This is a genomic window from Leeuwenhoekiella blandensis MED217 (assembly GCF_000152985.1).
Classification (GTDB): domain Bacteria; phylum Bacteroidota; class Bacteroidia; order Flavobacteriales; family Flavobacteriaceae; genus Leeuwenhoekiella; species Leeuwenhoekiella blandensis.
On sequence record NZ_CH672395.1, the window covers coordinates 2,921,888 to 2,947,317 of the forward strand.

Sequence of the window (25,430 nt, forward strand, 5' to 3'; positions counted from 1 at the left end):
AAACAAGAGCTATGAAAAATGATAAACTCTATCAAGTTTCAGATCCTAAGAAAAAGACGGTTTACGATTATGCAATTGAATACCTGTTTGAGAAATACGATATACTTTACAATGAGATTTCTCACGATTTTCAGATATCACTGAAAAAGAAAAAGCAATGGAGCTATCTGAATCTGAATTCGCTTATTATTGAACTGACTAAAGCCGGGATTGACATCAGTACCTCAAAGCTTGAGATCTTGATTAAATCAGAGCTTATTGATAAGTATAATCCAATACGCGAATATTTTGAATCACTTGCGAGCTGGGACGGTCAGGATCACATAGAGAAGCTCGCTTCATTTGTTCCTCTTTATGAGCACGAGGTGTTTGTGTATCACTTTAAAAAATGGCTGGTAAGAGCGATTAAATGTGCTTTGGAGCCTGCTTACTTCAATAAGCAAGCGCTAATTATCAGTCATAGTGGTCAAAGCTCTGGTAAATCAACCTGGTGCCGCTATCTCTGCCCGCCGGAATTGGCAGAATATATGGCTGAAGATATCAATAGTGATAAAGATGCGCGTATTCAGCTCTGTAGAAATTTCCTCTACAATCTGGATGAACTAGCGGTCCTTTCAAAAAATGATGTGAATGCGCTTAAAGCATTTTTCTCAAAAACCTTTATCAATGAGCGTTTGCCCTATGATCGGAAGAATACAATACTTCCTCGCATATGCTCCTTTATGGGGTCTACCAATATGTCTTCCTTTTTAAATGATGAAACCGGTTCAGTACGATGGCTGTGTTTTGAATTAATGGGACCTATTGACTTCAGCTATAAAAAAGAAGTAGCTATTGCTGATGTCTGGGGTCAGGCTTACCATTTAGCATATAATGATCCAGACTTCAATCCCGAACTAACCGTGCAGGATGTAAATGAAAATGAGGAGCGCAATCAAAGGTATACTAAGATGACTACCGAGCAGGAACTCATTGCGAGATACTACGAAAAGTCTACAGATCAAAAGGATTTTGTAACAGCCACAGATATTATGGTAAGCCTGAACTGTCTGAATATACGCATCAGCCAGATCAATCTGGGGCGAGCACTTTCAGGCTTTGGTTTTCAAAAGATTAAACACCCCAAACGTAGAATTTACGGCTATTTAGCAAAGCGAAAGTTCGCAGAATCGCCTTATGAATTAGGCTGATGAAAGAAAAAAGAGTAAATCCTCTTACCATTCTACCACAAATCTTCTAAGACCTTATAAACATTAGGCTCATTTGTGGTAGGATCTTTTTAAATCATCTTACCACAACCTTACCCATCTTACCACAACAATGTGGTAGGATGGGTAGGATAAAAAACCTGTCTACCACGCTTGTTCGACCCCGTATTTGCTGGGATGGGTAAGATGGTAAGATGTTTTGGGATTTTTAAACTATTTTCAGATGAAAAAAGAAAAATTATCGTGTGAACAAGCCCGAAAAATATCCATCGTTAAGGCGCTGGCATTTTTAGGGCACCTTCCCACTCGCAATACGGAAAAGGAAGCTTGGTTTCTGAGTCCCCTGCGGTCAGAAACCCAAGCCTCCTTTAAAGTCTCTAAATCTTTAAACTGCTGGTACGATCACGGACTGGGTAAAGGCGGCAATTGCATCGATCTTATTTGTGAGCTTCAGAATATAGCTGTACGTGAAGCTTTAGCAATTTTAGCTCAAGTCAATACCGGAAACTATGCGCTTCCGAAACTACAACTACCGAAATTAAACGAATCTGGAATTGTAATCAGACAGGTAAAACCGATTCAACATCCGGCATTATTAGCCTATCTGAAAAGTCGAAAAATTAGTCCGGTTGTAGCGCAGGGGGTTTGCAAAGAAGTGCATTATACAATAAAGGAGAAGTACGTTTTTTCAATTGGTCTTAAAAACAATTCCGGAGGATGGGAACTTAGAAACAAATATTTTAAAGCATCAAGCTCACCAAAGGACTTGCGGTGTATCACTAATGGATCTCAAAAACTAATTGTCATAGAGGGAATATTTGATCTGCTATCTCTAGTTACACTTTTTCCAAACTTAAAAGGGGAAGCTGATTTTCTGATTTTAAACTCCATTGCTTTTGCAGAAAAAGCACTTCCCTATTTTGACACCTGCACTACTGTTGAATTGTATCTCGATCAGGATAAAGTCGGAAGAAAAACAACCTCATTCTTTCTGAACACTACTGCTACGTGTATTGATAAATCCTGTTTCTATAAAGCGGAAAAAGACCTTAATGCCTGGCTGATGAAAACCTTTTAAAACTGATTTCTGGGAAGCAGGGCAAGATGTGTGGCTGTGGCCACAATCTTGCTTTGCTCCCGGTGGTTGCAAAGAAAAAAACAAACGATGAAACGAGCACTTATCAAATTCAGGTGCAGCGTGTATGAGAAAAAATTGCTGCAGGTAAAAGCAAAAGCTGCAGGCTTAAGCCTGAGTGCTTTTTGCAGAAGAAGTTTGTTGGAGCAACAGATCACCGAGCGGATGAATGAAGAACATATTCATACCTATAAAATGCTGGTGAAGTATCACAACAATTTTAAACGTATCGGGAATATGTATAAAAAAGGTAATCCAAAACTTAGTGAGGAAGTCATTCAGGTAGCCGAAGAAATCAAGAAACATTTAAAAACCATAATCAAATGATTGGTAAAGGCAGTGCTATATCCAGTACCCTTGGCGCGTTGCGTTACGGTAATGATCCAGAGAAACAAGCAGAATTGGTATATAGCGATCTAGTGGTAGGTGATACTGCTGAAGAAATCACTCAAGAATTTAAAGCCGTGCAAGCGCTCAATCAAAATTGTGAGCGCAACACGTTGAGTTTTGTTCTAAGTCCAACGGTAACCGATGGAGCTCAAATGAACGCCGAGGATTTAGGTAAACTCACTAAAACCTTTATTCAACATATGAAATTACAAGAGCGCCAGGCAGTAGCGTATGTACATCGGGACAAAGCACATACTCATGTGCATCTCTATGTGAATCGCATCGATCTAAAGGGGAATGCTTATACTGATAGTTTTATCGGAAAGCAAAGTCAGTGGGCTGCTGAGCGGACCGCAAAGCAAATGGGTATTCAAACCGTACAGGAAGTTCAGCTTGAGAAAAATAAAGCCTTAGCACAGACGCGAGGTGAAATCCATAAAGCCCATCAGCAGGTTATTCAAGGCTCCACTAAAGATCTTCAGACTTACATCAATCATATGCAAAAGCAACACATTACCGTGATCCCGGTGATCAATAAATCCAAACAGCTGCAGGGTTTTCGTTTTGAATACAAAGGTCAAAACATTAAGGGAAGTGAAGTGCATCGCTCAATGTCGGCCAGTAATTTGCTTAAATCCATCAACCGCGCCAAAGCTGTTGTGTTATCTGGAGGAAGCATTCCTATTGCACCAAGCTTGGCCAAAGCTGTGGCTAAGAAAGTATTAAAACTAGTAATCGATAAAGGAATTGGATATGACTAAACTAGAACACCTATCAGAACTACTGGTTGAAGAATTGCATTCCTTCAAACAAGAGGTCAATCGCTTAGAACGCATTGAACAAGGTCTTAAGAGTACCTCCATACAAGCAGATAGTACCCAAATTGAAAAGATCGTCGAAACGCACCTTAGAAAATTGGAATTGGATCAAATCTCGCAGCAGGAAAATCGCAAGGAACTGCTAAGCAAGATCAAGCATACGCGAACGATCCCCAACTGGCTTGTCATCTTAGCCCTGTTTCTTTTTCTTTCACAAGCATTTTGTATTGTCTTTTTATTGCTGCGCTAAATAGTAATATTTGATTTAATTTTTCTTTCAAAAAGACCTGTCTTTTGTGAAGGCCTTTTCGAAAGAAAAAATTAGGATGAGGGAGATGTTTCACTTTCATAATAATCATATCAATAATTTTGGCAGCCTCATTAATCTTCTAACCCCTGTTTTTATCGTAGGCTGCTTTTATAATAAAGCGAATAATATATTTATTCTATCCATGCATTGAGAGATATTGATATCAATCTCGCAGAACACAGTGTTTATTAAATTGGCACAAGACCAGAGAAAAAGCTAAGGTCTATTGCTGATTCCGAAAATCTTATGATCCGTTAATTTGAAAAAGCTTGAACTGAATAATTCCCCTTATCCTCATCACCTGACTTACAAATAATATTAGTAAACCACTGACCTCTTCCCATATTCAGATTCTAGTTATAACTTGAGAATATAAACTGTTTGACCTCCTCCCATATTTAGGTACTGGTCATAACTAGAGAATCTGGGCTATTGACCTCCTCCCATATTTAGGTACTGGTCATAACTAGAGAATCTGGGCTATTTTCATTGACTTCAATGTACTCATTGGGTGACATGTCACCCAATGAACTGTGTGGTCTGAACCCGTTATAGTCTTCCCTCCAAATATCGAACTTTTCCTGAGCATCTTCCAAAGAGAAGAACCAATTTGTATTTAAACACTCATCCTTGAAAGACCCATTGAAGCTTTCTATAAATGGATTATTTGTGAGTTTGCCGAAGCGTGCGAAGTCACAATTAACACTGGATCTAAGTCATTGCTTTAGTCTATTGTGTAGTGGTTTCGAAAATCTTTTACTCTTTATTAAATATTTTCTTTTTGTGGTTAATCCCCCAATCTTTCAGTGCAAAAATTATCGGATTTAAGGTATCTGCATAAGGAGTCAATTTGTATGAGATTTTTACTGGATAATCGTCAATGACAATTCTTTTAATGAGTTGGTGTTGTTCCAAATCCTTCAGCTCTTTAGCCAGAACCTTGGGTGTTAATCCATCAATACTATCCTGAATATCCGTAAATCTTTCGTTACCAATACCCATTGAAATAATAATAGGTAATTTCCATTTACCATTGATCACCTCTAAGGTATCCCTCACGGGCCTTACCGTGTCCAGACAATTATAATATCCTTTTTTTACAGCCATATGATTTATTTTCTTACTTTCCTTTAGGAAAGGACTATACAAAGGAAAGTAGTTTTTATTAATTTTGCAAATGTAATTATACAGGAAGCTACTTTATAGATAAACTTTTGGTTGGCAAAGGTTGATGTAAAGTTCGATGTATGTAAACACGAAGAAATAAAACCTCTTATAGGTTGAACTAACGCGAAAAACGATGAAAATAGGAATAATTGGAGCAGGTTTAATCGGCAAGACACTTGCGAAAAAATTTAATGCTGCCGGACATCAGGTTAAATTAGGAGATGCTAAGGGAGCAGCTAGTATAGATACTATTGCTCGCTCTGCGGGTGTATCTGCGGTGGAAATGGAGGAGGTAACAAAAGATATAGAGGTGCTCGTTGTTTCTATACCACTTTTTGCGATCCCAGACCTTGCTAAATCACTACAAGGAAAGGTGGCTGATGATGTAATAATTGTTGAAACCACGAACTACTGGCCGCATCGGGATAATAAGATCGAAGCGATTGATAATGGAATGGTGGCCAGTGTCTGGGTGCAGGAGCAGTTTGGAAGACCGGTTGTAAAGACATTCAGCAATATCAATGCCTACAGTTTGACTGCGGAAGGTAAACCGAAAGGAGCTAGCGGAAGAATTGCCCTGGCTGTAGCTTCTGATGATCAGAAAGCAAAAGAGGTCGTATTAGGTTTAGTAGATGATGCGGGTTTTGATGCATTGGATGCCGGTATACTTGAAGATTCTTGGCGTCAGCAACCCTGTTCGCCAGCCTATTGTACCGATCTTAGCCTTTCTGAGCTTGCCAAAGCAAGAGCAATGGCTAATAGAGAAACCTTGAAAGAAAATCAGGAGCTTGCATTTGGCAAAATGCAACATCTTGGTGAGGAATATTTTAAAATTCTTATTTCAGGAGATTATCCAGATGGATTTGTAGATCACGCGGTAGATATTGCTCGTGAGATCAATAATTTACCGCCACGAAAGTAAAATAGCTCGTATACAGCAATTTAAAAGGACTCTGTAGCTCACGGATAAAACTGAAATTTATGGATTAGGTGCTATCGGGAGTTTATTAAAAGAATTACGTAAGTATAGATTAATAGCATTTCAGAATATATGAAGAAAGAAAAAATAGCATATTCCATTTTAGAACTGGCCGTTGTTTCGCAAGGAGATTCTATAAAACAGACGCTCAACAATTCACTGGCGCTTGCACAAGAAGCGGAAGTTTCAAACTACAAACGTATTTGGTTTGCCGAGCATCATAATTCAGATAATATCGCCAGTAGCGCTACCTCCTTGCTTATGGGCTATATTGCAGAAAACACCCACAGTATAAGAGTGGGTTCAGGAGGGATTATGCTTCCCAACCACGCTCCCTTAATTATAGCTGAACAATTTGGTACGCTGGCGCATTTGTATCCGAATCGGATTGATTTAGGTTTGGGGCGAGCACCGGGTACAGATCCTCAAACTGCCAAAGCTATACGATCTGATTTTATGCAGGCGGCACATTCATTTCCAGGAGAAATAAAGAAAATTCAGCAGTATTTTGCTCCGGAAAATAAAAAATCACCTGTACGGGCTACCATTGCTGAAGGAACAGATGTACCCCTGTATATACTAGGTTCTAGTACAGATAGTGCTCATTTAGCCGCAAAAGAGGGCTTGCCTTATGCCTTTGCGAGCCATTTTGCATCCAATCATTTACACAATGCCTTGAGAATATATAAACAGGAATTTCAACCTTCTGAATTTTTGCAGAAACCTTATACAATAGCAGGAATCAATGTGTATGTCGCAGATACCGACGAAGAAGCCGAGCGCATGTTCACCAGCTTGATCAGGATGTTTATGTCGGTCTTAACTGGCGGCAGAGATCCCCTGCAACCACCAACACCAATGACGGATGAACTAATAGGAATGTTTAAGCATCCTTCCTTACATCAAATGCTGAAATATTCTTTTGTAGGAAGTAAACAGACCGTGAAAAACCAGGTTCAGGATTTCTTAGGCAAAACCGAAGTGGATGAACTCATCGCGGTCTCTACAGCATACGTCTTAGAAGACCGGTTGAAATCCATTAGATTATTCGCAGAAGTTATGACAGAAATAAATACTGAAAATAATTCGTGATGAAAAAGAAGAAATTAAAATTGGCAGCCAATATTGATGGTCCGGGATGGAATTTTGTAGGTTGGCAGCATCCCGATATCCCGGCCGATTCTAGTGAAAATATTGATTTTTATATCCAACAGGCTCAGCTGGCAGAATCTGCAAAGTTCGACACGCTCTTTTTGGTCGATGTAAGTCATGTAGGTCCGGGGAATATTCCGCATTACCTGAGTATGTTCGAAGGTGTTTCGCTCATGTCTGCCCTTAGCATGCACACAAAAAAAATAGGTCTTTCGGCTACCGTTTCTACTTCTTATGCCGATCCGTATAGCGTAGCCAGACAAATCCTTTCGTTAGATAAAATAAGTAAGGGGCGTGCGTCCTTAAATGCCATTACCTCAAATCCGGGCGGCATGGTTAATTTCAGCCGTGGGCATTTGGGCAAGCAAGACCAAAGTCCCATGCAAAAAGAATTTTTGGAAATCCTCTTAGGATTATGGGATACCTATGAGGATGATGCATTTGTGAGGGATAAGAAAAGGGGCGTGTATCTAAATCCCTATAAAATGCATAGAGTTGATTATAGCGGGAAGTATTTTTCGGTGGAAGGTCCCTTGAATATTAGTCGTTCTATACAAGGGCGTCCGGTGCTGTATACAGCAGGGATGTCAGCAACCTTATTTGATCACGCCACAACCTATACAGATGGAGTATTTACTCATGGCAACACACTTGAAGAGGCTGTGGGAATCGCAAATGATATCAGGCGAAGATTAATTAAAAAAGGAAGAAAGCCTGAGGACTTTATCATATCCATCTCACAAAACCCTATCGTTGGCAGAACAGAACAAGAAGCGCAAGAAAAATATCTGGAGCTCCTACGGTTAAAGCCAAATAATAGTCTTCCTCGTCCACTGTTTTTTGGATCTGCCGAAAAAGTGGCCAATCAGGTGCAGCAATGGTATGAAGAGGGCGCAATAGATATGCTGATACTCCGCCAGGATCACCCCCATGGATTGAAGGATTTCATTGAATTAGTGGTACCTATTTTACAGGAGCGTGGTATATACCGAACCGAATATGAATCTGATAAGCTCAGAGGAAATCTGGAAATCCCTAAACCTTCATTTAGAAAAATTAGTACATAAAGTAATAAAAGAAAATAATCCTTAATTAATTAGAATTTTAAATTAAATCACAATGAAAGCAATGTATACAGCCGAAGCAACGGCAACAGGTGGCAGAAATGGTCATGTTAAATCAGATAATGGTGTGTTGGATATTCAGGTTAGAGCACCTAAAGCCATGGGGGGTGCCAATGATGATTACACCAATCCTGAACAATTATTTGCTGCGGGTTACGCCGCATGTTTTGATAGTGCTTTAAACCATACTATACGGCAGGAAAAAGTAAAAACAGGTGAAACTTCTGTAACAGCTAAAGTATCTATCGGTTCAACAGAAAACGGAGCCTTTGGCTTGGCGGTAGAACTGGCAGTTAATATCGCAGACGTATCAATCGAAGAAGCACAACGGCTTACGGATCGAGCTCACCAAGTTTGCCCCTACTCAAACGCTACCCGAAATAACATTGAAGTAAAACTTAGTACAACTAACAATTAAAAAGCTTGAAAACGGGGAATGAATGAAAATGCAGTAGTGCTTATTGATGTTCATCCAGTATTTCCTTTATGCAAAATGTGGATGTGGTTAATCACCTTGCGTTAATTCAGCTACCTGATTTAAACAATATATTAACGCTTTCCTTTAGGAAAGTACTATACTAAAGAAAGTGTGTTTTAGTAAATTTGTAACTAAGCTTTTAAAAATAATAATGATATGAAAATAGGAATTTTAGGAGTAGGTCATATAGGAAAGACCTTAGCGCTAACATTGCCCGACTCAGGGCATAAAGTAGAAGTAGCCAATTCAAGAGGCCCAGAAACTATAGAGCAAGCGGCACTTGTTACAGGAGCAGAACCTGTTACCGCTGAGCAAGCGGTTAAGGGTAAAGATGTCATCATCTTATCGATCCCTTTCAACCGAATTCCGGAGATCAAACCCCTTCTTGCAGAAGTACCAGAAGACGTAACCATAATAGATACCTCTAATTATTATCCGTCACGAGACAACAATATCCCCGCTATTGACGAAGGTCAAGTAGAAAGTTTGTGGGTAAGCGAACAATTAGGAAGACCTATTGCCAAGGCTTGGAATGCCATAGGATATATTTCTTTTGAAGAAAGCGGAAAGCCGGCCGGAAGTTCAGATCGTATTGCCATTCCTATTGCGGCAGATCGTGACCAGGATCGTAAAATCACGATGCAATTAGTGGATGAGACCGGATTTGATGCTTTCGATGCAGGCTCACTGGCTGATTCCTGGAGGCAACAACCGGGTTCCCCTGTTTACTGTACAGATCTTTCTCTGCACGAAATAGAAGAATTGATTGATACTGCGGAAAAAGAACGTTTGCCAAAGCGTAGAGATCTGGCGGTTGCGGCTGTCGCAGAGCGGGCAGATGGCGAAATGAGCTCTGTAGACAATAAGTTTCTTGTAGGCCTAAACAGGGTTTTATATATTATGTAGTTCCCAATATGCAGAACAATGCAAAAAAAATACTGGTTGCTATGCACCTGGGCAATGGCTATGGCTCCCAACCCGGAGCCTGGCGCATGCCCGGCGTAGACCCGGAAAGTTTCACAAACTTTGATGTCATGGTAAAACAGGCGCAGGCAGCCGAACGCGGTAAACTGCATTTTCTGTTTTTCCCTGATGGGCCGGCCAGCGAAAGAGATATTGAGACCCAACCTCCCGGCCCTAATATCGATGTGATGATGACCATGGCCGCCATCGCACGGGAAACGAAACGGATTGGGTTGGTAGCAACCGGTTCTACAACATTTAACGAACCGTTCAATCTGGCAAGGCATTTCAAAGCTTTGGATGTAATGAGCCACGGCCGGGCAGGGTGGAATGCAGTTACCTCGAGTACAGATGATACCGCAGCTTATTACGGCAAGAGGATTCCATCGAGTGAGGAGCGCTATGGCCGAGCCCATGAGATGATTCAGCTGATGCAGGCACTTTGGGGAAGCTGGGGAAAGGATGCCTGGGTCCACAACAAAGAAAATAGCGAATTCACAAAAAAAGGGGCTATCAATGCCATTAATCTGCAAGGCGAATATGTAGGCGCTAGCGGACCGCTGTATGTTCCACCATCAGCGCAAGGACAGCCTGTGATCGTTCATGGCGGTGGTAGCCCTAATGCCCACGAACTCGCAGGACGTTTTGCCAATGTTGTGGTTGGCGCTACCTTCACCATTGATGATGCGCGGGCTCAACGCAAAGCGTTTAGAGATGCAGCTAAGCGGTATAGTCGTGATCCTGATGAGATCAAATTCTTTGCAGGTCTCATGACCACGATTGCCAAAGACAGGCGTACCGCTTTAGATCGCAGGATTCAGTTAACGGAGAGTAATTTCCCGGAAAGAGTCGCTTACCTGCAACGTATGCTGGGTATTCCTCTTGATATCAATCGATTGAACGAACCGCTAAACCAAGCACAGTTAACAAATGCACGCCCGTCTCCTTATGATCCTAGGTCTGCTCATGCGTTAAAAATTGCAAAAGAAGGCTGGAGTCTTCGCGATATTATTGCCCATGGTGTTATTGATTACCATCCGGTGATTGTTGGACCGGGTGTAGAAGCCGCAGATCATATGCAGGAATGGTTTGAAGCAGGCGCTGTAGATGGATTTTGGATTACACCAGATGTGAATGCTGATGGGATCGATGCTTTTGTAGATGAAGTGGTGCCTATTCTTCAGCAGCGTGGTTTGTTCCATGAGGATTATGAAGGGGAAACATTTCGAGCCAATCTGGGAGTGCCAGATCAATACGGTATTGATCCTAGAATAATGAATCATAAAAACAAATAAGAATAATTGTTGGCAGATTGATAAGGAAACACCAGCTCAGAAATTTAGCAAAAAGGGACATCAAATAATAATTACCAATTCCAGAGGACCGCATACGATCGATTTCGCAGGTCAAACAGGTGTCAAAGCAGTCAAAATTGAATAGGTAGTTTTAGACAGAAGATCCTGTTATTCTGCATCTCTTTCAGGAAAGTCACGGGATTACCAAAGGATTTGTTCAGTCAGTTGGAGATAGCGATACCTATGATCGGTATCTCCAATTATTTTCCATCCCGAGATGGTGTGATCGAAGAATTAGAACAAGGTTAACTACACAGCCTTTGGGTTGAGAGGTAAATTGGCCGGCCGGTAGTGAAAACTTTTAGCACTAGTATCGCACCCAGTTTTGTAATGGGTGTCCTGCCGAACGGAACGCCGGGAAGAATAGTTCTAACAGTATTAGGAGATCGTTAAAGCAGTATAGAAACAGCCATGCAACTGGTCAATGATACGGGATTTGATGCCTACAACACAGGTTCTATTGCAGAATCCTGGAGCTTATTAATTTTCAATCTTTAAAACCAGACTATTTCGATATAATCTTCTACATAACGTTACCTAACAGGCATTTTTTGTAATGTTTTCACAGGTTGGTTTAGATCTATATTGATAAAACTTAACAGTCTTCAATAGCAGCGATCCATTAGATTGATTTTGGCATTTAGAAAAAATTCAACTCTTGATTATTTTATTTTTAGACAAAAACACTATATTTGTCTAAAATTAGACGTAATATTATTTTTTGCTGAATGAAAGATGATTTAGTTAAAGAGCACATTATCAATTCTTCCGTAGCGGTATTTAAAAAATTAGGATTTGATAAAGTCACAATGGACGATATTGCTAAAGCCGCAAATAAAGGAAGGAGTACACTCTACTATTACTTTAAAAACAAACACGAGGTTTTTGAGCAGGTGGCCGAGATGGAATATCTTTCTATAATAGAACCGGCTAAAGCAAAAATTAAAAAATCCAACAACATTGAAGAAAACCTACGGTTCTATAATGAGATTAAACTCAAAAGTCTCATAGACAAAACCAAAGAATATACTTTTCTACTAGAAGATATCAGGCAAGACTTCAATATTGCTCATTCCCTATTTATGAAGTTAAGACATATAGAGAATAGTATTTTTCAAGAAATACTCACGTGGGCAATCCATAAAAAAGAAATCGCTCCCATTAATCAGGAAAATAGGCAATTTTTAGCAATGACTATGGTAACCGCCTATAGCGGTTTAGAAAAAGAAATGCTCCTTTACGGCATCATAGAAAATATGTCAGTAAGGCTCGATTGGCTTGTCAATATTCTTATTAAAGGTTTAAAATACGATCAATAACTAAAATCCTCACAAATTAAAATTATAACATATGCGCAAGTTTCATTTCATCCTTTTGTTTTGTTTGGCAACGTTAACGCTTCAAAGTTGTAAAAAAGAAGAAAAAGAAAGGGAAATTCAACCCATCGAGGTTAAAACCGTAATGGTAGGCAACACTTCTTTAGAAAGTAGTGGAGCCCATTTTTCTGCCACTGGTAGAATTGCTGCCGATAAAAGCGTAAAACTAAGTTTTCAGGTATCCGGGACCATTGAACAATTTCCGGTAGGTATGGGCGATTTTGTACAAAAAGGAAGCCTAATTGCCAAAATAGATGGTACAGCCTATCAAAAACAGTATGAAGCAAGAAGAGCGCAAGCTGAAATGGCAAAAGACAATTACAATCGTGTAGAAGAAGTCTATAAAAAAGGAAGTATTGCTGAAGTAAAAATGGTAGAAGCACGCTCCAATTACAAACAGGCCGAAGCAGCCGCGCAAGCCAGCTACCAAAACGTGAAATTCACCCGTATTACCGCTCCTTTTACGGGTTATATTGGTGAAAAAATGATGGAAACCGGAGATCTGGCATCACCCGGGCAACCCATCGTCGATTTTTTTGATATTGATAAGCTTAAAGCCATTATTCCTATTCCAGACGATCAGGTTAATCAATATCAAACCGGAGATAAAGCTATTGTGAAAATAGAGGTCTTAGATACCGAATATGAAGGTGAAATTACCGAAATATCCGTACAATCAGATAGCAATACTCCGAGCTATACCGCAAAAATTACCATTACTAATCAAAACAAAAAAATAAAGCCCGGTATGGCCTGTACGGTTATACTTCCCGAAAAGGAAAAAACTTCAGAAGAGGACTCTAAAATTTTCATTGTTCCTGTAGAAACCGTTTCGGTAACCGAAAAGAATGAAAATTTTGTCTATGTAGTCAATGAAAATAAGGCAGAACGACGCATTGTAAAAACCGGAAAACTATACAACAATGGCATCGCCATCACCGAAGGTTTACAAAAAGGAGATCAACTTATCACTTCAGGCTATCATAAGCTTACGCAAGACACTCCGGTTACCATTAAAAACAAACAATAAGTGCTTATTTTATGAAAAAACAAGGTTCTATGATAGAATGGGCAATGAAAAACAAAGCTTTTCCACTGGCATTAGCTTCTGTTTTTGTGGTGATTGGCTTGTTAGGGCTTTTCAATATGCCCCGTAACGAATTTCCTGAATTTACGATTAGACAAGGAGTGGTAATGGGGTTTTATCCCGGTGCCAATTCACAAGAAGTAGAAGAACAACTTACCGCTAAAGTCGAAAAATTCCTGTTCAGCTATAATGAAGTAGACAAAGAAAAAACCTACTCTTATACCCGTGATGGCGAAATGTACATTTATGTGGAAGTAGCCAACCGTGTAGGCCACAATGAAACTGAACAATTTTGGAACAAGCTTAAGAATGATCTATTAATCTTTCAGCAACGTAGTGTCCCTCCCGGCGTTAAGGGAATTATAGTGAATAGTGATTTTGGAAGTACTGCCGCGATGATCCTGGCCGTAGAATCTAAAACCAGACCTTACAAAGACCTGCAAAAACACGTAGAAGAAATAGAAGATCAACTTCGGCAGGTGAAAGGGATGGCAAAAATTAGCCACTCCGGCGGACTTACCGAGCAAATTTCGGTTTACGTAGATCAAAATAAACTGGCACAATACGGAATTAGCCCAGGCACTTTAATGCAAAGCTTGCAATCGCAGGGAACCATACGGCCCAACGGCACTTTAGAGTCGCCCACTTTTGACCGTCCTATAAATATGGAGGTGTTTCTTAAAAATGTGACCGATATTTCAAACCACATTGTAAGCACCGATCGAGACGGTCGCGTGATCCGTATAAGAGATATTGCCAAAGTAAAAAAAGAATACGAAGATCCAGACTCCTTTATTACCGCCAATGGAACCAAAGCGATGATCATCACGCTCGAAATGGCTTCCGGTAACAATATTGTACAATTTGGAGACCGAATTGATGAAAAACTCGACACCTTTAAAGAACAACTTCCGCAGGATATTCAGTTAAGAAAAATTGCCAACCAGCCCGAAGTAGTTCATCATTCCATAACCCACTTCCTTAAAGAATTCGGCTTTGCCCTAGCCGGGGTAATTATTGTAACGCTACTGCTCCTACCCTTTCGTGTAGCTTCAGTTGCCGCAGCCACCATTCCTATTACCATTCTCGCCACCCTTGCGTTAATGTTTATGCTGGGAATGGAGCTAAATACCGTAACCTTAGCCGCCCTAATTATCGTATTGGGAATTGTGGTAGATGATCCCATTGTGGTCATAGATAACCACGTAGAGAAACTAGATGAAGGACAATCGGTTTGGAAAGCCGCCCTTAACAGTGCCAAAGAACTTTTCCCATCGGTATTTACAGCAACCCTTGCCATATCGGCCACCTTCCTGCCTTTAGTATTTTTTATGACAGGAACCGAGAAAGACTTTTTAAGTACCTTCCCCTATACTATAATGCTGGCATTATTCCTTTCGCTGGCCATTTCTGTATTATTAGTGCCCTTCTTCAATACCATATTCATTAAAAAAGGATTGCACCATAACAAAAAGGATGAAGACAAAGAGAAGAAAAAATCGATGCTAGAAAAGTTACAGCACTTTTTCGATAAGAGTGTTGAAAGCGCCATGAAGCATTATAAAATTACAGTAGGTATTGGTGTACTTTCTATAGTTGTAGGAGTATTCTTTTTCTCTAACCTATCGCAGGAATTGTTTCCGGTAATTGAAAGGAACCAGTTTGCAGTAGAAGTTTATCTTTCTAAAAACAGCAGTCTCGAGGAAACAGAAAAAGTAGTTAAAGCGTTTGAGAAGGTAATGGAAAAAGATGAGCGTATTCAAGACTATACCAGTTTTATAGGCGAAAGTTCTCCAAGATTTCATATGGTATATGCGCCTAACCTTCCTGCTAAAAACTACGCCCAAATTTTAGTGACCACTACCTCAGACGATGCTACGGAAGAGGTGTTAAAAGAATATGATAAAAAATATTCTGAAATGTTTACCAATGCGTATGTAAGGATGAAACAGCTGAATATGGTTGCCAAACCTGCGCAGGTAGAAGTGCGCCTTTTTGGTGATAATATTGACACCTTGAAAAGCTACGGAAACAAAATTATTGATCTGGCAAGGGAAACTCCGGAAACCATTTGGTCTAGAACCAATTATGGGGAAATGCAGCAAACCCTTACCATTGATGTTAATGAAACCGAAGCATCACGCCTGGGACTAACAAGTGAAGATATCGCCAACACTATAGCAATGAATATGGAAGGCTTAAATGCCACACAGGTTTGGGATGGGGATTACGCTATTAACGTAAAAATAAAGGCTGAAGATCACAAAAATCAATCGGTTTCCAGCCTAAGGGAATTATCCATTATTTCGCCTAACACCGGTAAAACAGTACCACTACGTCAGGTAGCCAAAATAGCCCCGGGTTGGGAACAAGAACAAATTGTTAGACGTAACGGAATGCGCTGTTTAACGGTACGCGTAGATATCGAAAAAGGAGCCGTAGCTAATGTAGTATTAGGCAAGCTTCGTCCCAAAATAGAAGAAATGATGCTTCCCGATAGCATTACTGTAGACTATGGAGGCGAACACGAAATGAGTCAGGAAAACCTAATGCCTATGGGGATCTCCTTATCCATAAGTATTCTTATTATATTCTTAATTCTACTTTGGCATTTCAAGGAATTTAAACAAGCCTTATTAAGTTTCATCACAATGCCGCTTAGTATATTTGGTGCAGCCTTAGGACTAATGTTAATGCAATATCCTTTTGGATTTACTTCCTTCTTAGGGCTATTGGCACTTTGCGGGATCGTGGTAAGAAACGGTATTATATTAATCGATTTTGCTAATGAATTGAGAATTCATCACGACCATTCAGTTTACCAAGCTGCCGCACACGCCGCCAAACGAAGAATGCGTCCTATTTTCCTTACCTCCTCTGCAGCAGCTGTTGGAGTAACACCTATGATTATTAGTAGATCAAGTTTGTGGGGACCATTAGGAACCGTTATCGCTTTTGGTTTAATGATGTCTATGATACTTACTTTATATGTTTTACCCGTATTATACTGGCTGTTCTTTAGGAACGAGAAAGACGAAGAGGAAAAAGGAGAAACAAAAGAAAATAATGCAAACGCCTAGAAATAGTATGAAAAAGATGCTAATAAAGAACAGTACATCCCTAGTTATTTGTTGTATGCTAAGTTTTTTGTCCTGCGGGAGTTTACTTGCACAAGAAAAACTAAATTTAGAGGAAGTTAAGCAAGCCGCATTATCGTACAGCAACGATATCAAAAATGGAAAAATAAGAATTGAACAAGCTGAAGCTGCCAAACAAGAAGCTATTGCCAACTATTTTCCGCAGATTAGCGCTACGGGGGTCGGACTGTATGGGTTTAAGGACTTTATACCTCCTATACCAGAAATACTGCCCGATGGAATCGATAATTTTTATCAGGCAGGGGCAACAGCGACCGAAGTTGTGTATGCCGGGGGAAAAATAAGAAGTGCTAACGCTTTGGCAAATCTTCAGGCGGAAACCCGAACCATACAAGCCGAACAGACGGTGGATTCGGTAATTCTCAATACTGAACAGAAATACTGGCAACTAGTACAAGTACAAGAACAACTTAAAGCTATACGGGCAAGTAAAATATACCTTGATGAATTACTGAAGCAACAGCAAGATTTGCTTTCAGCCGGACTTATCGCTAAAAATCAATTATTGCGGGTAAGAACCAACCGCAGCAGAGTTCTTTTACAAAAAAGCAAACTCGGTAATCAGCGTAAACTTGCATTACTTGATTTAGGGCTTTATGTAGGGAAAATTTATGATACAACTACAGTCGTCGCAGATACATTAAAGCAAGTTACCCCTCCCCGAATTAAATATCCTAAGCCCGACCTTGATTTTGATAATAACAATAATTACAAGTTGCTTGAAAAATCGATAACCGCATCGCAACTACAAACAAAAATTACAAAATCAGACGTATTACCACAGGTTTCTGTGGGAGTTAATGCGGGTTATTTCGGGACGTTCAACGATGCGATTGAGAGTCAGTTTATGCCGTTTGCCTTTGGGATGGTAAGCATTCCCATCTCCGATTGGTGGGGAGCCGGGCGTCATAAAGTAAAGCAAAAAGCCTTGCAGGAAAAAATTGTCCAGAATAATTTCCAAGATCGTAAAGACGAACTTAAAATAGGCATTATGAAGTGCTGGTACGACCTGATGGATGCCTATAAGCAAATTAATTATGCTAAGGACAATCTGGAGTATGCCAACGAGAACCTAAAGGTACAACGGGATAATTACAACAGCGGACTTAATAATCTTACCGATCTATTAGACGCACAACAACAAGTAGAATCGGCCGAAACCGAATACGCCAATGCCTATGCCAATTATAAAATTGCAGAATCCAATTATTTATTTGTAACAGATAACTTATAATAATCAGTAAGTTCTTGGTTGTGTCCATTTCATAATACCATCCATATTTTAATAATATTAATTACAAAAGAATGTTTAGATCAAGCCTCCTGTACCAATATCCACTTTTGAGGTTGTTTTTCAGGCAGGTTGGCTTTTGGTTTGTAGCCTATGGAGTGCTGTTGGTCGTACTATATTTCACGGCACAAATGGTAAAAACGCCATTAGACATTAATTGGAATATTAAATTCCCCAAGCTTTTTCTTTTTTTTATGGCATTTGGTTTTTTAACTGCAACTGTACTTTCTCTAGTGGAAGGATTACTGAAAATATTGCCATTTAAAAGTAGCTCTCTGATTGTTAACAGTCTGGTTAGGACGATTTTTTATTTTGTTGCTCTATGGCTTATTTTGAACGTCATAAAAAATGTATTAAATGACTATAGTTACTTATTTATAAGTGGATATTCGACAACACCTTCAAATACGAGGAATTTTGATATTATCATCCTAACTTATACCTTGTTTATGATTTTTATTGTCAGCTTTATAAATGAAATGATCAGTAAAAACAGCCCCGGGTTTACTATGCCTATGATCCTTGGTAAATATCGATTCCCTAAGGAAGAAAAAAGGATCTTTATATTTCTGGATCTCAAAGATTCTACCCATTTGGCTGAAGAATTGGGGCACTTAAAGTATAGTAGTTTTATTCAGGAAAGCATTATGGAGGTCAACCAAGCAGCTAAAATCTTTAAAGCTCATATCTATCAATATGTTGGCGATGAGATTGTACTTACCTGGAAGTTAGAACACTTTAATACATTAAAAGCCATTAAATTCTTGTTCGCAGTACACAAAAGATTTGAAAAAAGAAAGGATTATTATAATTCTGTTTACGGAACAGTGCCGTTTTTCCGTGCCGGTATACATCAGGGAATCGTTACTGCTATTGAAATTGGTGACCTGAAAAGGGAAATTGCCTTTCACGGTGACACCATGAATGTATGTTCTAGAATACAGAGACTTTGCAAAACTGTGAATAAAAAAATACTTATTTCAGAAGAGGTAAATCAGAATGAGGAAATAGCCCTAAACTTTAAAGTTACTGCGCTAGGTTCACATTATCTTGAAGGGAGAGAGCATCCTATCAATCTATTTTCAGTGGAAGAAGAATGATTAATGATTCTTTTCCCAAAATTTAAAAAATAGAGTAGAAATGATTATACAGCTATAAAAGTTATTCATCGGAGTTCCAGAACTATCAATTCAAGGATTTTCTAAATTGAATGGGTGACATTTTTGTCTTTGCTTTAAAAAGTTTACTAAATGACTGCGGATAATCGAAGCCCATTTGATAGGCTACTTCTGAGGCTGTCAAATCGCTTGTACTGAGCATCACCTTTGATTTTTCAATTACCTTTTGGTGAATATAATGTTGGGTAGTTTGACCTGTGGTGGCTCTTAACATATCACTCAAATAATTTGGAGAAACGTGTAACGCATTGGATAGAAATCCAACTGTTGGGAGTCCGTTGTGGAGTGGTAAACCTTTTTCAAAATAATCATTTAATGTTTGCTCTAACTTGCTCAATAAACTCGTGTTGGCAGGTTTTCGGGTTATAAATTGCCGATTATAATATCGATTGGAATAGTTTAATAGTACTTCTAAATGTGAAATGATTACATCCTGACTAAAATGGTCTATCGAAGTTTGGTATTCCTTGTGAATATGCTCCATAATGCCACCAATATTGGCTTCTTCCTCATCAGATAAATGTAAAGCTTCGTTCATTTCGTATTTAAAAAAACCAAACTCATTAATACGATTGGCAAGAGGATAGGTTTGTAAAAAATCTGGGTGAAATAGCAGCCACCATCCTTGTGGTTTATTCTTGCCCGGGGTTTCTACAGCTATCAATTGTCCGGGACCACAGAAAATCATTACGCCCTCATCAAAATCATACCATTGCTGGCCGTACTTCATTTTTCCATCAAAATCTTTTTTGATAAAAACAGAATAAAAATCATTGATAAAACTTCCGGGAACAGCTTCGTTGACCTCGTTTAATTCATCAAGATTGATGACACTTATAAGAGGATGTTTTGGTGACTTTATATTGAGCATACGATGCACTTCGGTCACGGAGGAAACGTGTTTAAAAGATTTTTTATTCATAATTTAAAAATAGTAAAAAAGGAAACAGTTGTGCTGTTTCCTTTCTTAAGTAGTTAACTTATTGATCAATACTTTCCATTCCGTGGGCATCATATCTTGCACCTGTGTCTGCTCCTAGTGGAACAATCCGTTCTAAACGCTGCACATCTTCATTGCTCAATATAATATTTGTAGCCTCAAAGTTCTTTTCTAAATGGGTTCTTTTGCTGGTTCCCGGTATTGGAACATAACCTTTAACTAAAACCCAAGCCAAAGCCAACTGCGCAGTAGTCACTTGTTTCTCGTTTGCTATTAGTTCAATTTCTTGTACCAAATCAAGATTTTTTTGAAACTGTTCTCCTTGAAAACGAGGAATATTCAAACGCCAATCGCCTTCCTTTAAGTCTGACGGACTTTTAATATCTCCGGTTATAAAACCTCTACCTAAAGGTGAATACGGCACAAAACCGATTCCCATTTCATCCAATGCCTTTAAAATACCTGCTTCTTCTACCGTTCTTTCAAACAATGAATATTCGGTTTGTAATGCTGAAATAGGATGTATATTGTGCGCTCTTTTTATAGTTTCTGCAGTGACTTCAGAAAGTCCAAGGTATTTCACTTTTCCTTCTTTGACCAAATCCGCCATCGCTCCGATAGTATCTTCAATAGGAACATTGGGGTCTAAACGGTGCAGGTAATACAAATCGATATAATCTGTATTCAGATTTTTCAAAGAGCGCTCTACAGCCGTGCGTACATATTCGGGTGTTGCGTTTACTTTCCAGGTTAATTCACCCTTATCATTTATTTCGTAACCAAACTTTGTCGCAATGGTATACTGATCTCGCTTGCCCTGAATTGCTTTTCCAAGGAGGCGCTCATTGTCTCCGGGACCGTATTGGTCGGCAGTATCTAAGAAGTTACCGCCCAGCTCCAGTGCTCGGTGAATGGTATTAATGGCTTCTTCTTGGTCTGCGGTTTTGTACACATCGTGACCGGCAAATTTGGTCATTCCCATACATCCAAGTCCTACTTGTGGAACGACCAATCCTTGTGATCCTAATTTTACTTTTTTCATTAGTTCTCGTTTTTAATTCGGATACAAAGTTCAGGAAAGAAGTGTCCTTGTAAGTGTTCAAATCTCTTAGGTTTGTATGCAAATCGCTCTTCAGCTATTGTTTTGTCAATTTGAGTACGGTGATTTCTGAAGTGGTTCCCAATCTAAATGGTGGTCCCCAGTAGCCGGTTCCAGAATTGGTATAGACCCACATATTTTCACATTTGTTAAGTCCTTTCGTATATGGCTGAAAAAGTTTTATAAGAATATTCCAGGGGAAGAACTGTCCTGCATGCGTATGCCCTGAAAGTTGTAAGTCAAAATAGGGAGCAGCTTCCTCGGCAATATTGGGTTGATGCGCTAATAAAATTTTAAGGTCTGTCTCCGGACTTCCCAAAAGTGCTTTCTGAAGATCAGGTCCACTGCCAGGATCCACTTCTTTTACTTCCGGATCGATGACTCCGGCAAAAAGGATGGATCTTTCCTTTTCAGGAACGACAAGATGTTCATTCATCAACACCTGAATACCCAAACTCTTGAAATACGCTAACCATTTATCACTGTCTTTGAGGTACTCGTGATTTCCGACGACATACAAAACCTGACTTTGCACTGTTAGTTTTGAGAGAGACGCTAGATAAGATTGATATCTTTCAAAACTTCCATCAGCAATATCTCCAGTTAAAACAACAAGATCTGCTTTTTGGTTTAGCGCCATCTCTACCGCATTATTTACATAAGTAGCGTCAATACCCGGGCCTGTATGTAGGTCGCTGATTTGAACAATTTTATAATTTTCTAAAGATGAGGGTAGATTATTGATTGGTATCTCAACGCTTACCAATTCCGGTCCTAGCTTAGCTTTCCAAAAACCTACTGCGAGCAATAAAAAAGAGAAACTAAACAAAAATGAAGTCGCAGATTTTGAAAACACAATAGATACCCATTCCACCTTTAAATAGACCAATGGAAGAAAAAGGATGTCTCTAAGGATAAGAAATGTAAGCAGTAGACCAAGTAGACCGATATCGAAATGCACTAGGGCTCTAAGAATCAAATCTGGTTTTTCAGGTAAAACGCCATACCATACCAATGGGTATAGCAATACCGTACCCACTATAAGGGATGCTAGAAGCCAAGAATACGTACCAATTCCGGTAATTCTATACCCTAGAAACAGCAATAGCGCAGCACAAATCGAAACAGCGATGACCAGAAACCAATTCATATATTTTTTTACTGGCCACAAAAGTCACAACTATTGCTTTATGAAAAGGGTTTAAATCTCTGTTTTTTGTGTTTAGATTTGTTGATTTCGGCCGATTTAATGCTTAACTAAAAGCGTATCGTTATTATGATGAATCAACTCTTTAAGTTAACAAAGAAATGTAATAATTATACTGCACAAATCTGCCCAATTCAAATCTACAATTTCGGCTAAGCCTAATGATTTATAACAAGAATAGAGAAAAGCTCTCTGTACGTTATCATTGCTACAAATGCATCAGCAAGAACACTATTTGTAAGCTACCTCAGACTAGAACTGGTTAATTTTTCTAAACATGTTCAAATGACGAGATTAAAATTCTACATGATCATCTAACTGAAAAGCAACTGATAAATTCGTTAATTTGATTAAAACATCACGTATGGCTATTCAAGCAACAAAATTGCAACTATCGAAAATCATATTGGAAAATGAAAAGACGGACTTTTGGGATGAATTGAGTATATCTGAACAAAAAGAAATAAAAAAAGGCATAAAAGATTTAGACAATGGAAAACGGATTTCTTACGAATCTTTTTTAGAGAAAATATCTTAATAAATAAATTTATTTTATCTGCATTTGCTAAAGCTAAAAATTTTTAAAATGTTAAATTTTGTTAACGCATCACCAATTCGGTGTCCCCTTTTTTCAAAATCCGTGTGATGCCTCATAAACATTGATACAGTAAAATTTTGGTCGTTCCGCCCGACTCCACTATCAAATGCAAAATTCCGCAAGGGATTAAAACTTAAAAATCCTGCCAGGTTTACCTGAGCAGGATTTTTTGTTTTAAAACCTCTGAGCGCTAGCGATGGGAATTTAGCATTTGCAGGACTGCAGGTATTGCGTTGAAACAAAGTTAACCCGCCCGACTCCACGATCACCCATAACCGCGTTATGGATTAAAACAAGAAAAGCCCATCAAATGTATTTGAATGGGCTTTTTATTTTTAAAACATCTGACTGATAGGACAGGCAGTTAAACTTGCAGGACCGGAGGTTTTATAAATCAAACTTTAACCAAGCTGATCACTTTTACTATAGCACAACCCCAACTCTAAACCTCTCAATTCTGCTAAAGCTTTTAGCCTTCCTATATACGAATACCCCGGGTAACTTTCAGAATTCCATTCTGAACGAAATAAAAACCCATGGTCTGGTCTTAATGGTAGGTTTATTTTGCGTTGCTGCATTATGCTTAGCACACCTTGCATGATTGCTGCCATAGGATGGTCACCGTCCAGATGTGCTGATTCTTGAAACAGTTTGGCATCATAACGCTTAATGTTTCTCAAATGTAAAAAGTGTATGCGCTCTTTAAAAGTTTCCAATACTTGGATCAAATCCGTTTCAGGGTCTGCTCCTAACGAACCTGTACAATAACAAAGTCCGTTAGCTTGATCAGGCACCGCTTCAAAAATTTGCTTCAAATCATCATAATTACGCACTACTCTAGGCAATCCTAAAACCGAAAAGGGCGGGTCATCCGGGTGAATAGCCATTTGTACATTACAGGATTTGGCTACTGGAATAATTTCCTCTAAGAAACAGATTAAATTTTTGCGCAGTTGATGCTCATCGATATGCGCGTAATCTGCCAACAACTCAAGAATTTGCTTAGCAGTAAAATGTCCTTTGCTTCCCGGAAGCCCTAGAAGCGCATTTTTAAACAATTCATTTTGTTCCTCATCACTTAGACGCTCACCATAAGCTCTCGCTGCTTGTAGTTCATCTTCGGTATAACTTAATTTGGCTCCGGGACGTTGTAAAAGATGTACATCAAAAAACACAAATGCGATATGATCATAAGCTAGTGCTAGCGTTCCATCACTATTTTCAAATCGATGATCCGTACGTACCCAATCGAGTACCGGCATAAAATTATACGTAACGGTGTAAATTCCGCATTGCGCCAAGTTTTCTAAACTGGTTTTGTAATTTACAATATGCCTTTCAAAATCACCTCTGCGTTGCTTAATCGCCTCACTCACCGGTAAACTCTCAACGACATTCCATCTTAAACCAAAAGAATCAATATACTCTTGTCGCTCTTGAATAGCTTTAATAGACCACACCTCCCCTACCGGTATCTCGTGTAAGGCAGTGACCACACCTGATACTCCTGCCGCTTTAAGATCGTCCAGTCTGATCGCGTCGCTAGGCCCAAACCAACGCATGCTCTGTTGTGTTGTATACATGGTATTCACTTTTTAAAATCCAATAGCGTTTCCTCCATCAACACAAAGTACGGTTCCTGTGATGAATTTAGACTCTTTTCCTGCTAAATAAAATACGGCATCTGCAATATCTTCTGGTGCTCCCATCTTCCCCATAGGAGTTCGAGAAAACACCCGGTCTTTACGTTGTTTATCACTATTTAATGCCTTGGCAGTCATAGGAGTCTTAATAAAACCCGGAGCTACGCAATTCACTCGGATGTTATATTGAGCAAGGTCGACCGCCATTGCACGGGTCATTCCTTCTATTGCGGTTTTACTGGCTGTATATGCGATGACTTGAGGGATACCATATTGAGCAGCCATAGAGCTGATGTTCACAATGCTTCCACCATAATTTCCTTTCATCGATTTTACTACTTCCCTACTTATCGCAAACACACTCTTGACATTAGTATGTAAAATACGGTCAAATTCTGCATCGGTCACTTCGGCAAAGTCCTTTTTCATATTGATTCCCGCGTTATTGACCAGAACATCGATTTTTCCGGTTGCCTGCAGGAGTTCGTCTATCAACTTGGGAATAGCTTCCAAATTATTTAAATCAAAAACGATGGGGACTACCAGTTCTCCCAAATTGTCTGCTGCCTGTCTCGTTTTTTCTTCATTCCTACCTATGATATAGACTTTATAACCTGCATCACAAAATTTACGCGCTATAGCATAACCTAGTCCTGAATTTCCGCCGGTAACGACGGCTGTTTGTATTGTCATATTAAAATTTTAAGAGGTTTTATATAAAAATGCCTCTATACATAGAGGCATTTTATAAGCTTGCTTTACACCTTTACTTTA

23 protein-coding genes and 1 pseudogene are annotated in these 25,430 nt (G+C 39.3%); 17 read left to right on the forward strand and 7 right to left on the reverse strand.

The window, feature by feature from the left end:
- The first annotated feature begins 11 nt into the window (after positions 1–11).
- The 5 genes from MED217_RS12615 to MED217_RS12635 all read left to right on the forward strand — a co-directional run bounded on the left by MED217_RS12615 (position 12) and on the right by MED217_RS12635 (position 3,801).
- Entirely contained in the window at positions 12–1,190 is a 1,179-nt protein-coding gene (locus MED217_RS12615) for a virulence-associated E family protein (RefSeq protein WP_009780912.1), read from the forward strand.
- A gap of 241 nt (positions 1,191–1,431) precedes the next feature.
- Complete coding sequence (locus tag MED217_RS12620; protein ID WP_009780913.1) at positions 1,432–2,286, forward strand: toprim domain-containing protein; 855 nt, start codon at positions 1,432–1,434, stop codon at positions 2,284–2,286.
- Between the two features lie 87 nt (positions 2,287–2,373).
- Entirely contained in the window at positions 2,374–2,670 is a 297-nt protein-coding gene (mbpA, locus tag MED217_RS12625; protein WP_009780914.1) for a mobilization protein MbpA, read from the forward strand.
- Positions 2,667–3,494, forward strand: a complete 828-nt coding sequence (locus tag MED217_RS12630) for a relaxase/mobilization nuclease domain-containing protein (RefSeq protein WP_009780915.1) — start codon at positions 2,667–2,669, stop codon at positions 3,492–3,494. Before mbpA ends, MED217_RS12630 begins: the two co-directional genes overlap by 4 nt.
- Positions 3,487–3,801, forward strand: coding sequence for a DUF6730 family protein (locus MED217_RS12635; protein ID WP_009780916.1), 315 nt, complete (start codon positions 3,487–3,489; stop codon positions 3,799–3,801). The genes MED217_RS12630 and MED217_RS12635 overlap by 8 nt, the downstream gene beginning before the upstream one ends.
- A gap of 509 nt (positions 3,802–4,310) precedes the next feature.
- Here the strand turns inward: MED217_RS12635 and MED217_RS19030 are convergent.
- Positions 4,311–4,571: pseudogene (locus tag MED217_RS19030) on the reverse strand (integrase core domain-containing protein); the annotation flags it as partial.
- Between the two features lie 46 nt (positions 4,572–4,617).
- Positions 4,618–4,968: a winged helix-turn-helix transcriptional regulator gene (locus MED217_RS12640; protein ID WP_040533575.1), complete on the reverse strand. Its 351-nt coding sequence runs from the start codon at positions 4,966–4,968 to the stop codon at positions 4,618–4,620.
- A 193-nt stretch (positions 4,969–5,161) separates the two neighbouring features.
- On the opposite strand from MED217_RS12640, the gene MED217_RS12645 reads away from it, so the two are divergent.
- The 11 genes from MED217_RS12645 to MED217_RS12695 all read left to right on the forward strand — a co-directional run bounded on the left by MED217_RS12645 (position 5,162) and on the right by MED217_RS12695 (position 19,091).
- A complete protein-coding gene (locus MED217_RS12645) occupies positions 5,162–5,950 on the forward strand; it encodes an NADPH-dependent F420 reductase (RefSeq protein WP_009780918.1) in 789 nt (262 codons plus the stop codon).
- A 129-nt stretch (positions 5,951–6,079) separates the two neighbouring features.
- Positions 6,080–7,099, forward strand: a complete 1,020-nt coding sequence (locus tag MED217_RS12650; RefSeq protein WP_009780919.1) for an LLM class flavin-dependent oxidoreductase — start codon at positions 6,080–6,082, stop codon at positions 7,097–7,099.
- The gene (locus tag MED217_RS12655) at positions 7,099–8,226 is read left to right on the forward strand and encodes an LLM class flavin-dependent oxidoreductase (RefSeq protein WP_009780920.1); all 1,128 of its coding nucleotides are present in this window, start codon (positions 7,099–7,101) and stop codon (positions 8,224–8,226) included. Before MED217_RS12650 ends, MED217_RS12655 begins: the two co-directional genes overlap by 1 nt.
- Before the next feature lie 52 nt (positions 8,227–8,278).
- Positions 8,279–8,701 (forward strand): organic hydroperoxide resistance protein, encoded by a 423-nt coding sequence (locus MED217_RS12660; RefSeq protein ID WP_009780921.1) that lies wholly within the window; start codon positions 8,279–8,281, stop codon positions 8,699–8,701.
- Between the two features lie 216 nt (positions 8,702–8,917).
- Positions 8,918–9,667 carry an NADPH-dependent F420 reductase gene (locus MED217_RS12665; RefSeq protein ID WP_009780922.1) on the forward strand — a complete coding sequence of 250 codons (750 nt, stop codon included), beginning with the start codon at positions 8,918–8,920 and terminating at the stop codon, positions 9,665–9,667.
- Between the two features lie 41 nt (positions 9,668–9,708).
- A complete protein-coding gene (locus MED217_RS12670) occupies positions 9,709–11,019 on the forward strand; it encodes an NtaA/DmoA family FMN-dependent monooxygenase (protein ID WP_225599919.1) in 1,311 nt (436 codons plus the stop codon).
- A 788-nt stretch (positions 11,020–11,807) separates the two neighbouring features.
- Positions 11,808–12,398, forward strand: coding sequence for a TetR/AcrR family transcriptional regulator (locus MED217_RS12675; protein ID WP_009780924.1), 591 nt, complete (start codon positions 11,808–11,810; stop codon positions 12,396–12,398).
- A 31-nt stretch (positions 12,399–12,429) separates the two neighbouring features.
- Positions 12,430–13,485: an efflux RND transporter periplasmic adaptor subunit gene (locus MED217_RS12680; protein WP_009780925.1), complete on the forward strand. Its 1,056-nt coding sequence runs from the start codon at positions 12,430–12,432 to the stop codon at positions 13,483–13,485.
- An 11-nt stretch (positions 13,486–13,496) separates the two neighbouring features.
- Positions 13,497–16,622, forward strand: a complete 3,126-nt coding sequence (locus MED217_RS12685; RefSeq protein WP_009780926.1) for an efflux RND transporter permease subunit — start codon at positions 13,497–13,499, stop codon at positions 16,620–16,622.
- 55 nt (positions 16,623–16,677) lie between these two features.
- Positions 16,678–17,934, forward strand: coding sequence for a TolC family protein (locus tag MED217_RS12690; protein ID WP_009780927.1), 1,257 nt, complete (start codon positions 16,678–16,680; stop codon positions 17,932–17,934).
- Positions 17,935–18,005: 71 nt separating this feature from the next.
- Entirely contained in the window at positions 18,006–19,091 is a 1,086-nt protein-coding gene (locus tag MED217_RS12695) for an adenylate/guanylate cyclase domain-containing protein (RefSeq protein ID WP_040532817.1), read from the forward strand.
- An 85-nt stretch (positions 19,092–19,176) separates the two neighbouring features.
- Here MED217_RS12695 and MED217_RS12700 read toward each other — a convergent pair whose 3' ends face one another.
- The 3 genes from MED217_RS12700 to MED217_RS12710 all read right to left on the reverse strand — a co-directional run bounded on the left by MED217_RS12700 (position 19,177) and on the right by MED217_RS12710 (position 22,358).
- A complete protein-coding gene (locus MED217_RS12700; protein ID WP_040532822.1) occupies positions 19,177–20,091 on the reverse strand; it encodes a helix-turn-helix domain-containing protein in 915 nt (304 codons plus the stop codon).
- A gap of 58 nt (positions 20,092–20,149) precedes the next feature.
- Complete coding sequence (locus tag MED217_RS12705) at positions 20,150–21,151, reverse strand: aldo/keto reductase (protein WP_009780930.1); 1,002 nt, start codon at positions 21,149–21,151, stop codon at positions 20,150–20,152.
- A 94-nt stretch (positions 21,152–21,245) separates the two neighbouring features.
- Positions 21,246–22,358, reverse strand: a complete 1,113-nt coding sequence (locus MED217_RS12710) for a metallophosphoesterase (RefSeq protein ID WP_050759331.1) — start codon at positions 22,356–22,358, stop codon at positions 21,246–21,248.
- Between the two features lie 421 nt (positions 22,359–22,779).
- Here MED217_RS12710 and MED217_RS19135 point away from each other — a divergent pair, with 421 nt between their 5' ends.
- A complete protein-coding gene (locus tag MED217_RS19135; protein ID WP_009780932.1) occupies positions 22,780–22,953 on the forward strand; it encodes a hypothetical protein in 174 nt (57 codons plus the stop codon).
- Positions 22,954–23,414: 461 nt separating this feature from the next.
- Here MED217_RS19135 and uxuA read toward each other — a convergent pair whose 3' ends face one another.
- Both uxuA and MED217_RS12720 read right to left on the reverse strand, forming a co-directional pair.
- Positions 23,415–24,596, reverse strand: a complete 1,182-nt coding sequence (gene uxuA, locus MED217_RS12715) for a mannonate dehydratase (RefSeq protein ID WP_009780933.1) — start codon at positions 24,594–24,596, stop codon at positions 23,415–23,417.
- A 12-nt stretch (positions 24,597–24,608) separates the two neighbouring features.
- Entirely contained in the window at positions 24,609–25,349 is a 741-nt protein-coding gene (locus tag MED217_RS12720; protein ID WP_009780934.1) for an SDR family NAD(P)-dependent oxidoreductase, read from the reverse strand.
- Between the last annotated feature and the right edge of the window lie 81 nt (positions 25,350–25,430).

Excerpts from the sequence above, each read along its gene's own strand:
- MED217_RS12640 (WP_040533575.1), bottom strand. The coding sequence starts at position 4,968 with ATGGCTGTAAAAAAAGGATATTATAATTGTCTGGACACGGTAAGGCCC.
- MED217_RS12695 (WP_040532817.1), top strand. The coding sequence starts at position 18,006 with ATGTTTAGATCAAGCCTCCTGTACCAATATCCACTTTTGAGGTTGTTT.
- MED217_RS12685 (WP_009780926.1), top strand. The coding sequence starts at position 13,497 with ATGAAAAAACAAGGTTCTATGATAGAATGGGCAATGAAAAACAAAGCT.
- MED217_RS12700 (WP_040532822.1), bottom strand. The coding sequence starts at position 20,091 with ATGAATAAAAAATCTTTTAAACACGTTTCCTCCGTGACCGAAGTGCAT.
- MED217_RS12630 (WP_009780915.1), top strand. The coding sequence starts at position 2,667 with ATGATTGGTAAAGGCAGTGCTATATCCAGTACCCTTGGCGCGTTGCGT.
- MED217_RS12690 (WP_009780927.1), top strand. The coding sequence starts at position 16,678 with ATGCTAAGTTTTTTGTCCTGCGGGAGTTTACTTGCACAAGAAAAACTA.
- MED217_RS12615 (WP_009780912.1), top strand. The coding sequence starts at position 12 with ATGAAAAATGATAAACTCTATCAAGTTTCAGATCCTAAGAAAAAGACG.
- MED217_RS12620 (WP_009780913.1), top strand. The coding sequence starts at position 1,432 with ATGAAAAAAGAAAAATTATCGTGTGAACAAGCCCGAAAAATATCCATC.
- MED217_RS12665 (WP_009780922.1), top strand. The coding sequence starts at position 8,918 with ATGAAAATAGGAATTTTAGGAGTAGGTCATATAGGAAAGACCTTAGCG.
- MED217_RS12655 (WP_009780920.1), top strand. The coding sequence starts at position 7,099 with ATGAAAAAGAAGAAATTAAAATTGGCAGCCAATATTGATGGTCCGGGA.
- uxuA (WP_009780933.1), bottom strand. The coding sequence starts at position 24,596 with ATGTATACAACACAACAGAGCATGCGTTGGTTTGGGCCTAGCGACGCG.
- MED217_RS12650 (WP_009780919.1), top strand. The coding sequence starts at position 6,080 with ATGAAGAAAGAAAAAATAGCATATTCCATTTTAGAACTGGCCGTTGTT.
- MED217_RS12645 (WP_009780918.1), top strand. The coding sequence starts at position 5,162 with ATGAAAATAGGAATAATTGGAGCAGGTTTAATCGGCAAGACACTTGCG.
- MED217_RS19135 (WP_009780932.1), top strand. The coding sequence starts at position 22,780 with ATGGCTATTCAAGCAACAAAATTGCAACTATCGAAAATCATATTGGAA.
- mbpA (WP_009780914.1), top strand. The coding sequence starts at position 2,374 with ATGAAACGAGCACTTATCAAATTCAGGTGCAGCGTGTATGAGAAAAAA.
- MED217_RS12680 (WP_009780925.1), top strand. The coding sequence starts at position 12,430 with ATGCGCAAGTTTCATTTCATCCTTTTGTTTTGTTTGGCAACGTTAACG.
- MED217_RS12710 (WP_050759331.1), bottom strand. The coding sequence starts at position 22,358 with ATGAATTGGTTTCTGGTCATCGCTGTTTCGATTTGTGCTGCGCTATTG.
- MED217_RS12670 (WP_225599919.1), top strand. The coding sequence starts at position 9,709 with ATGCACCTGGGCAATGGCTATGGCTCCCAACCCGGAGCCTGGCGCATG.
- MED217_RS12675 (WP_009780924.1), top strand. The coding sequence starts at position 11,808 with ATGAAAGATGATTTAGTTAAAGAGCACATTATCAATTCTTCCGTAGCG.
- MED217_RS12705 (WP_009780930.1), bottom strand. The coding sequence starts at position 21,151 with ATGAAAAAAGTAAAATTAGGATCACAAGGATTGGTCGTTCCACAAGTA.
- MED217_RS12720 (WP_009780934.1), bottom strand. The coding sequence starts at position 25,349 with ATGACAATACAAACAGCCGTCGTTACCGGCGGAAATTCAGGACTAGGT.
- MED217_RS12660 (WP_009780921.1), top strand. The coding sequence starts at position 8,279 with ATGAAAGCAATGTATACAGCCGAAGCAACGGCAACAGGTGGCAGAAAT.
- MED217_RS12635 (WP_009780916.1), top strand. The coding sequence starts at position 3,487 with ATGACTAAACTAGAACACCTATCAGAACTACTGGTTGAAGAATTGCAT.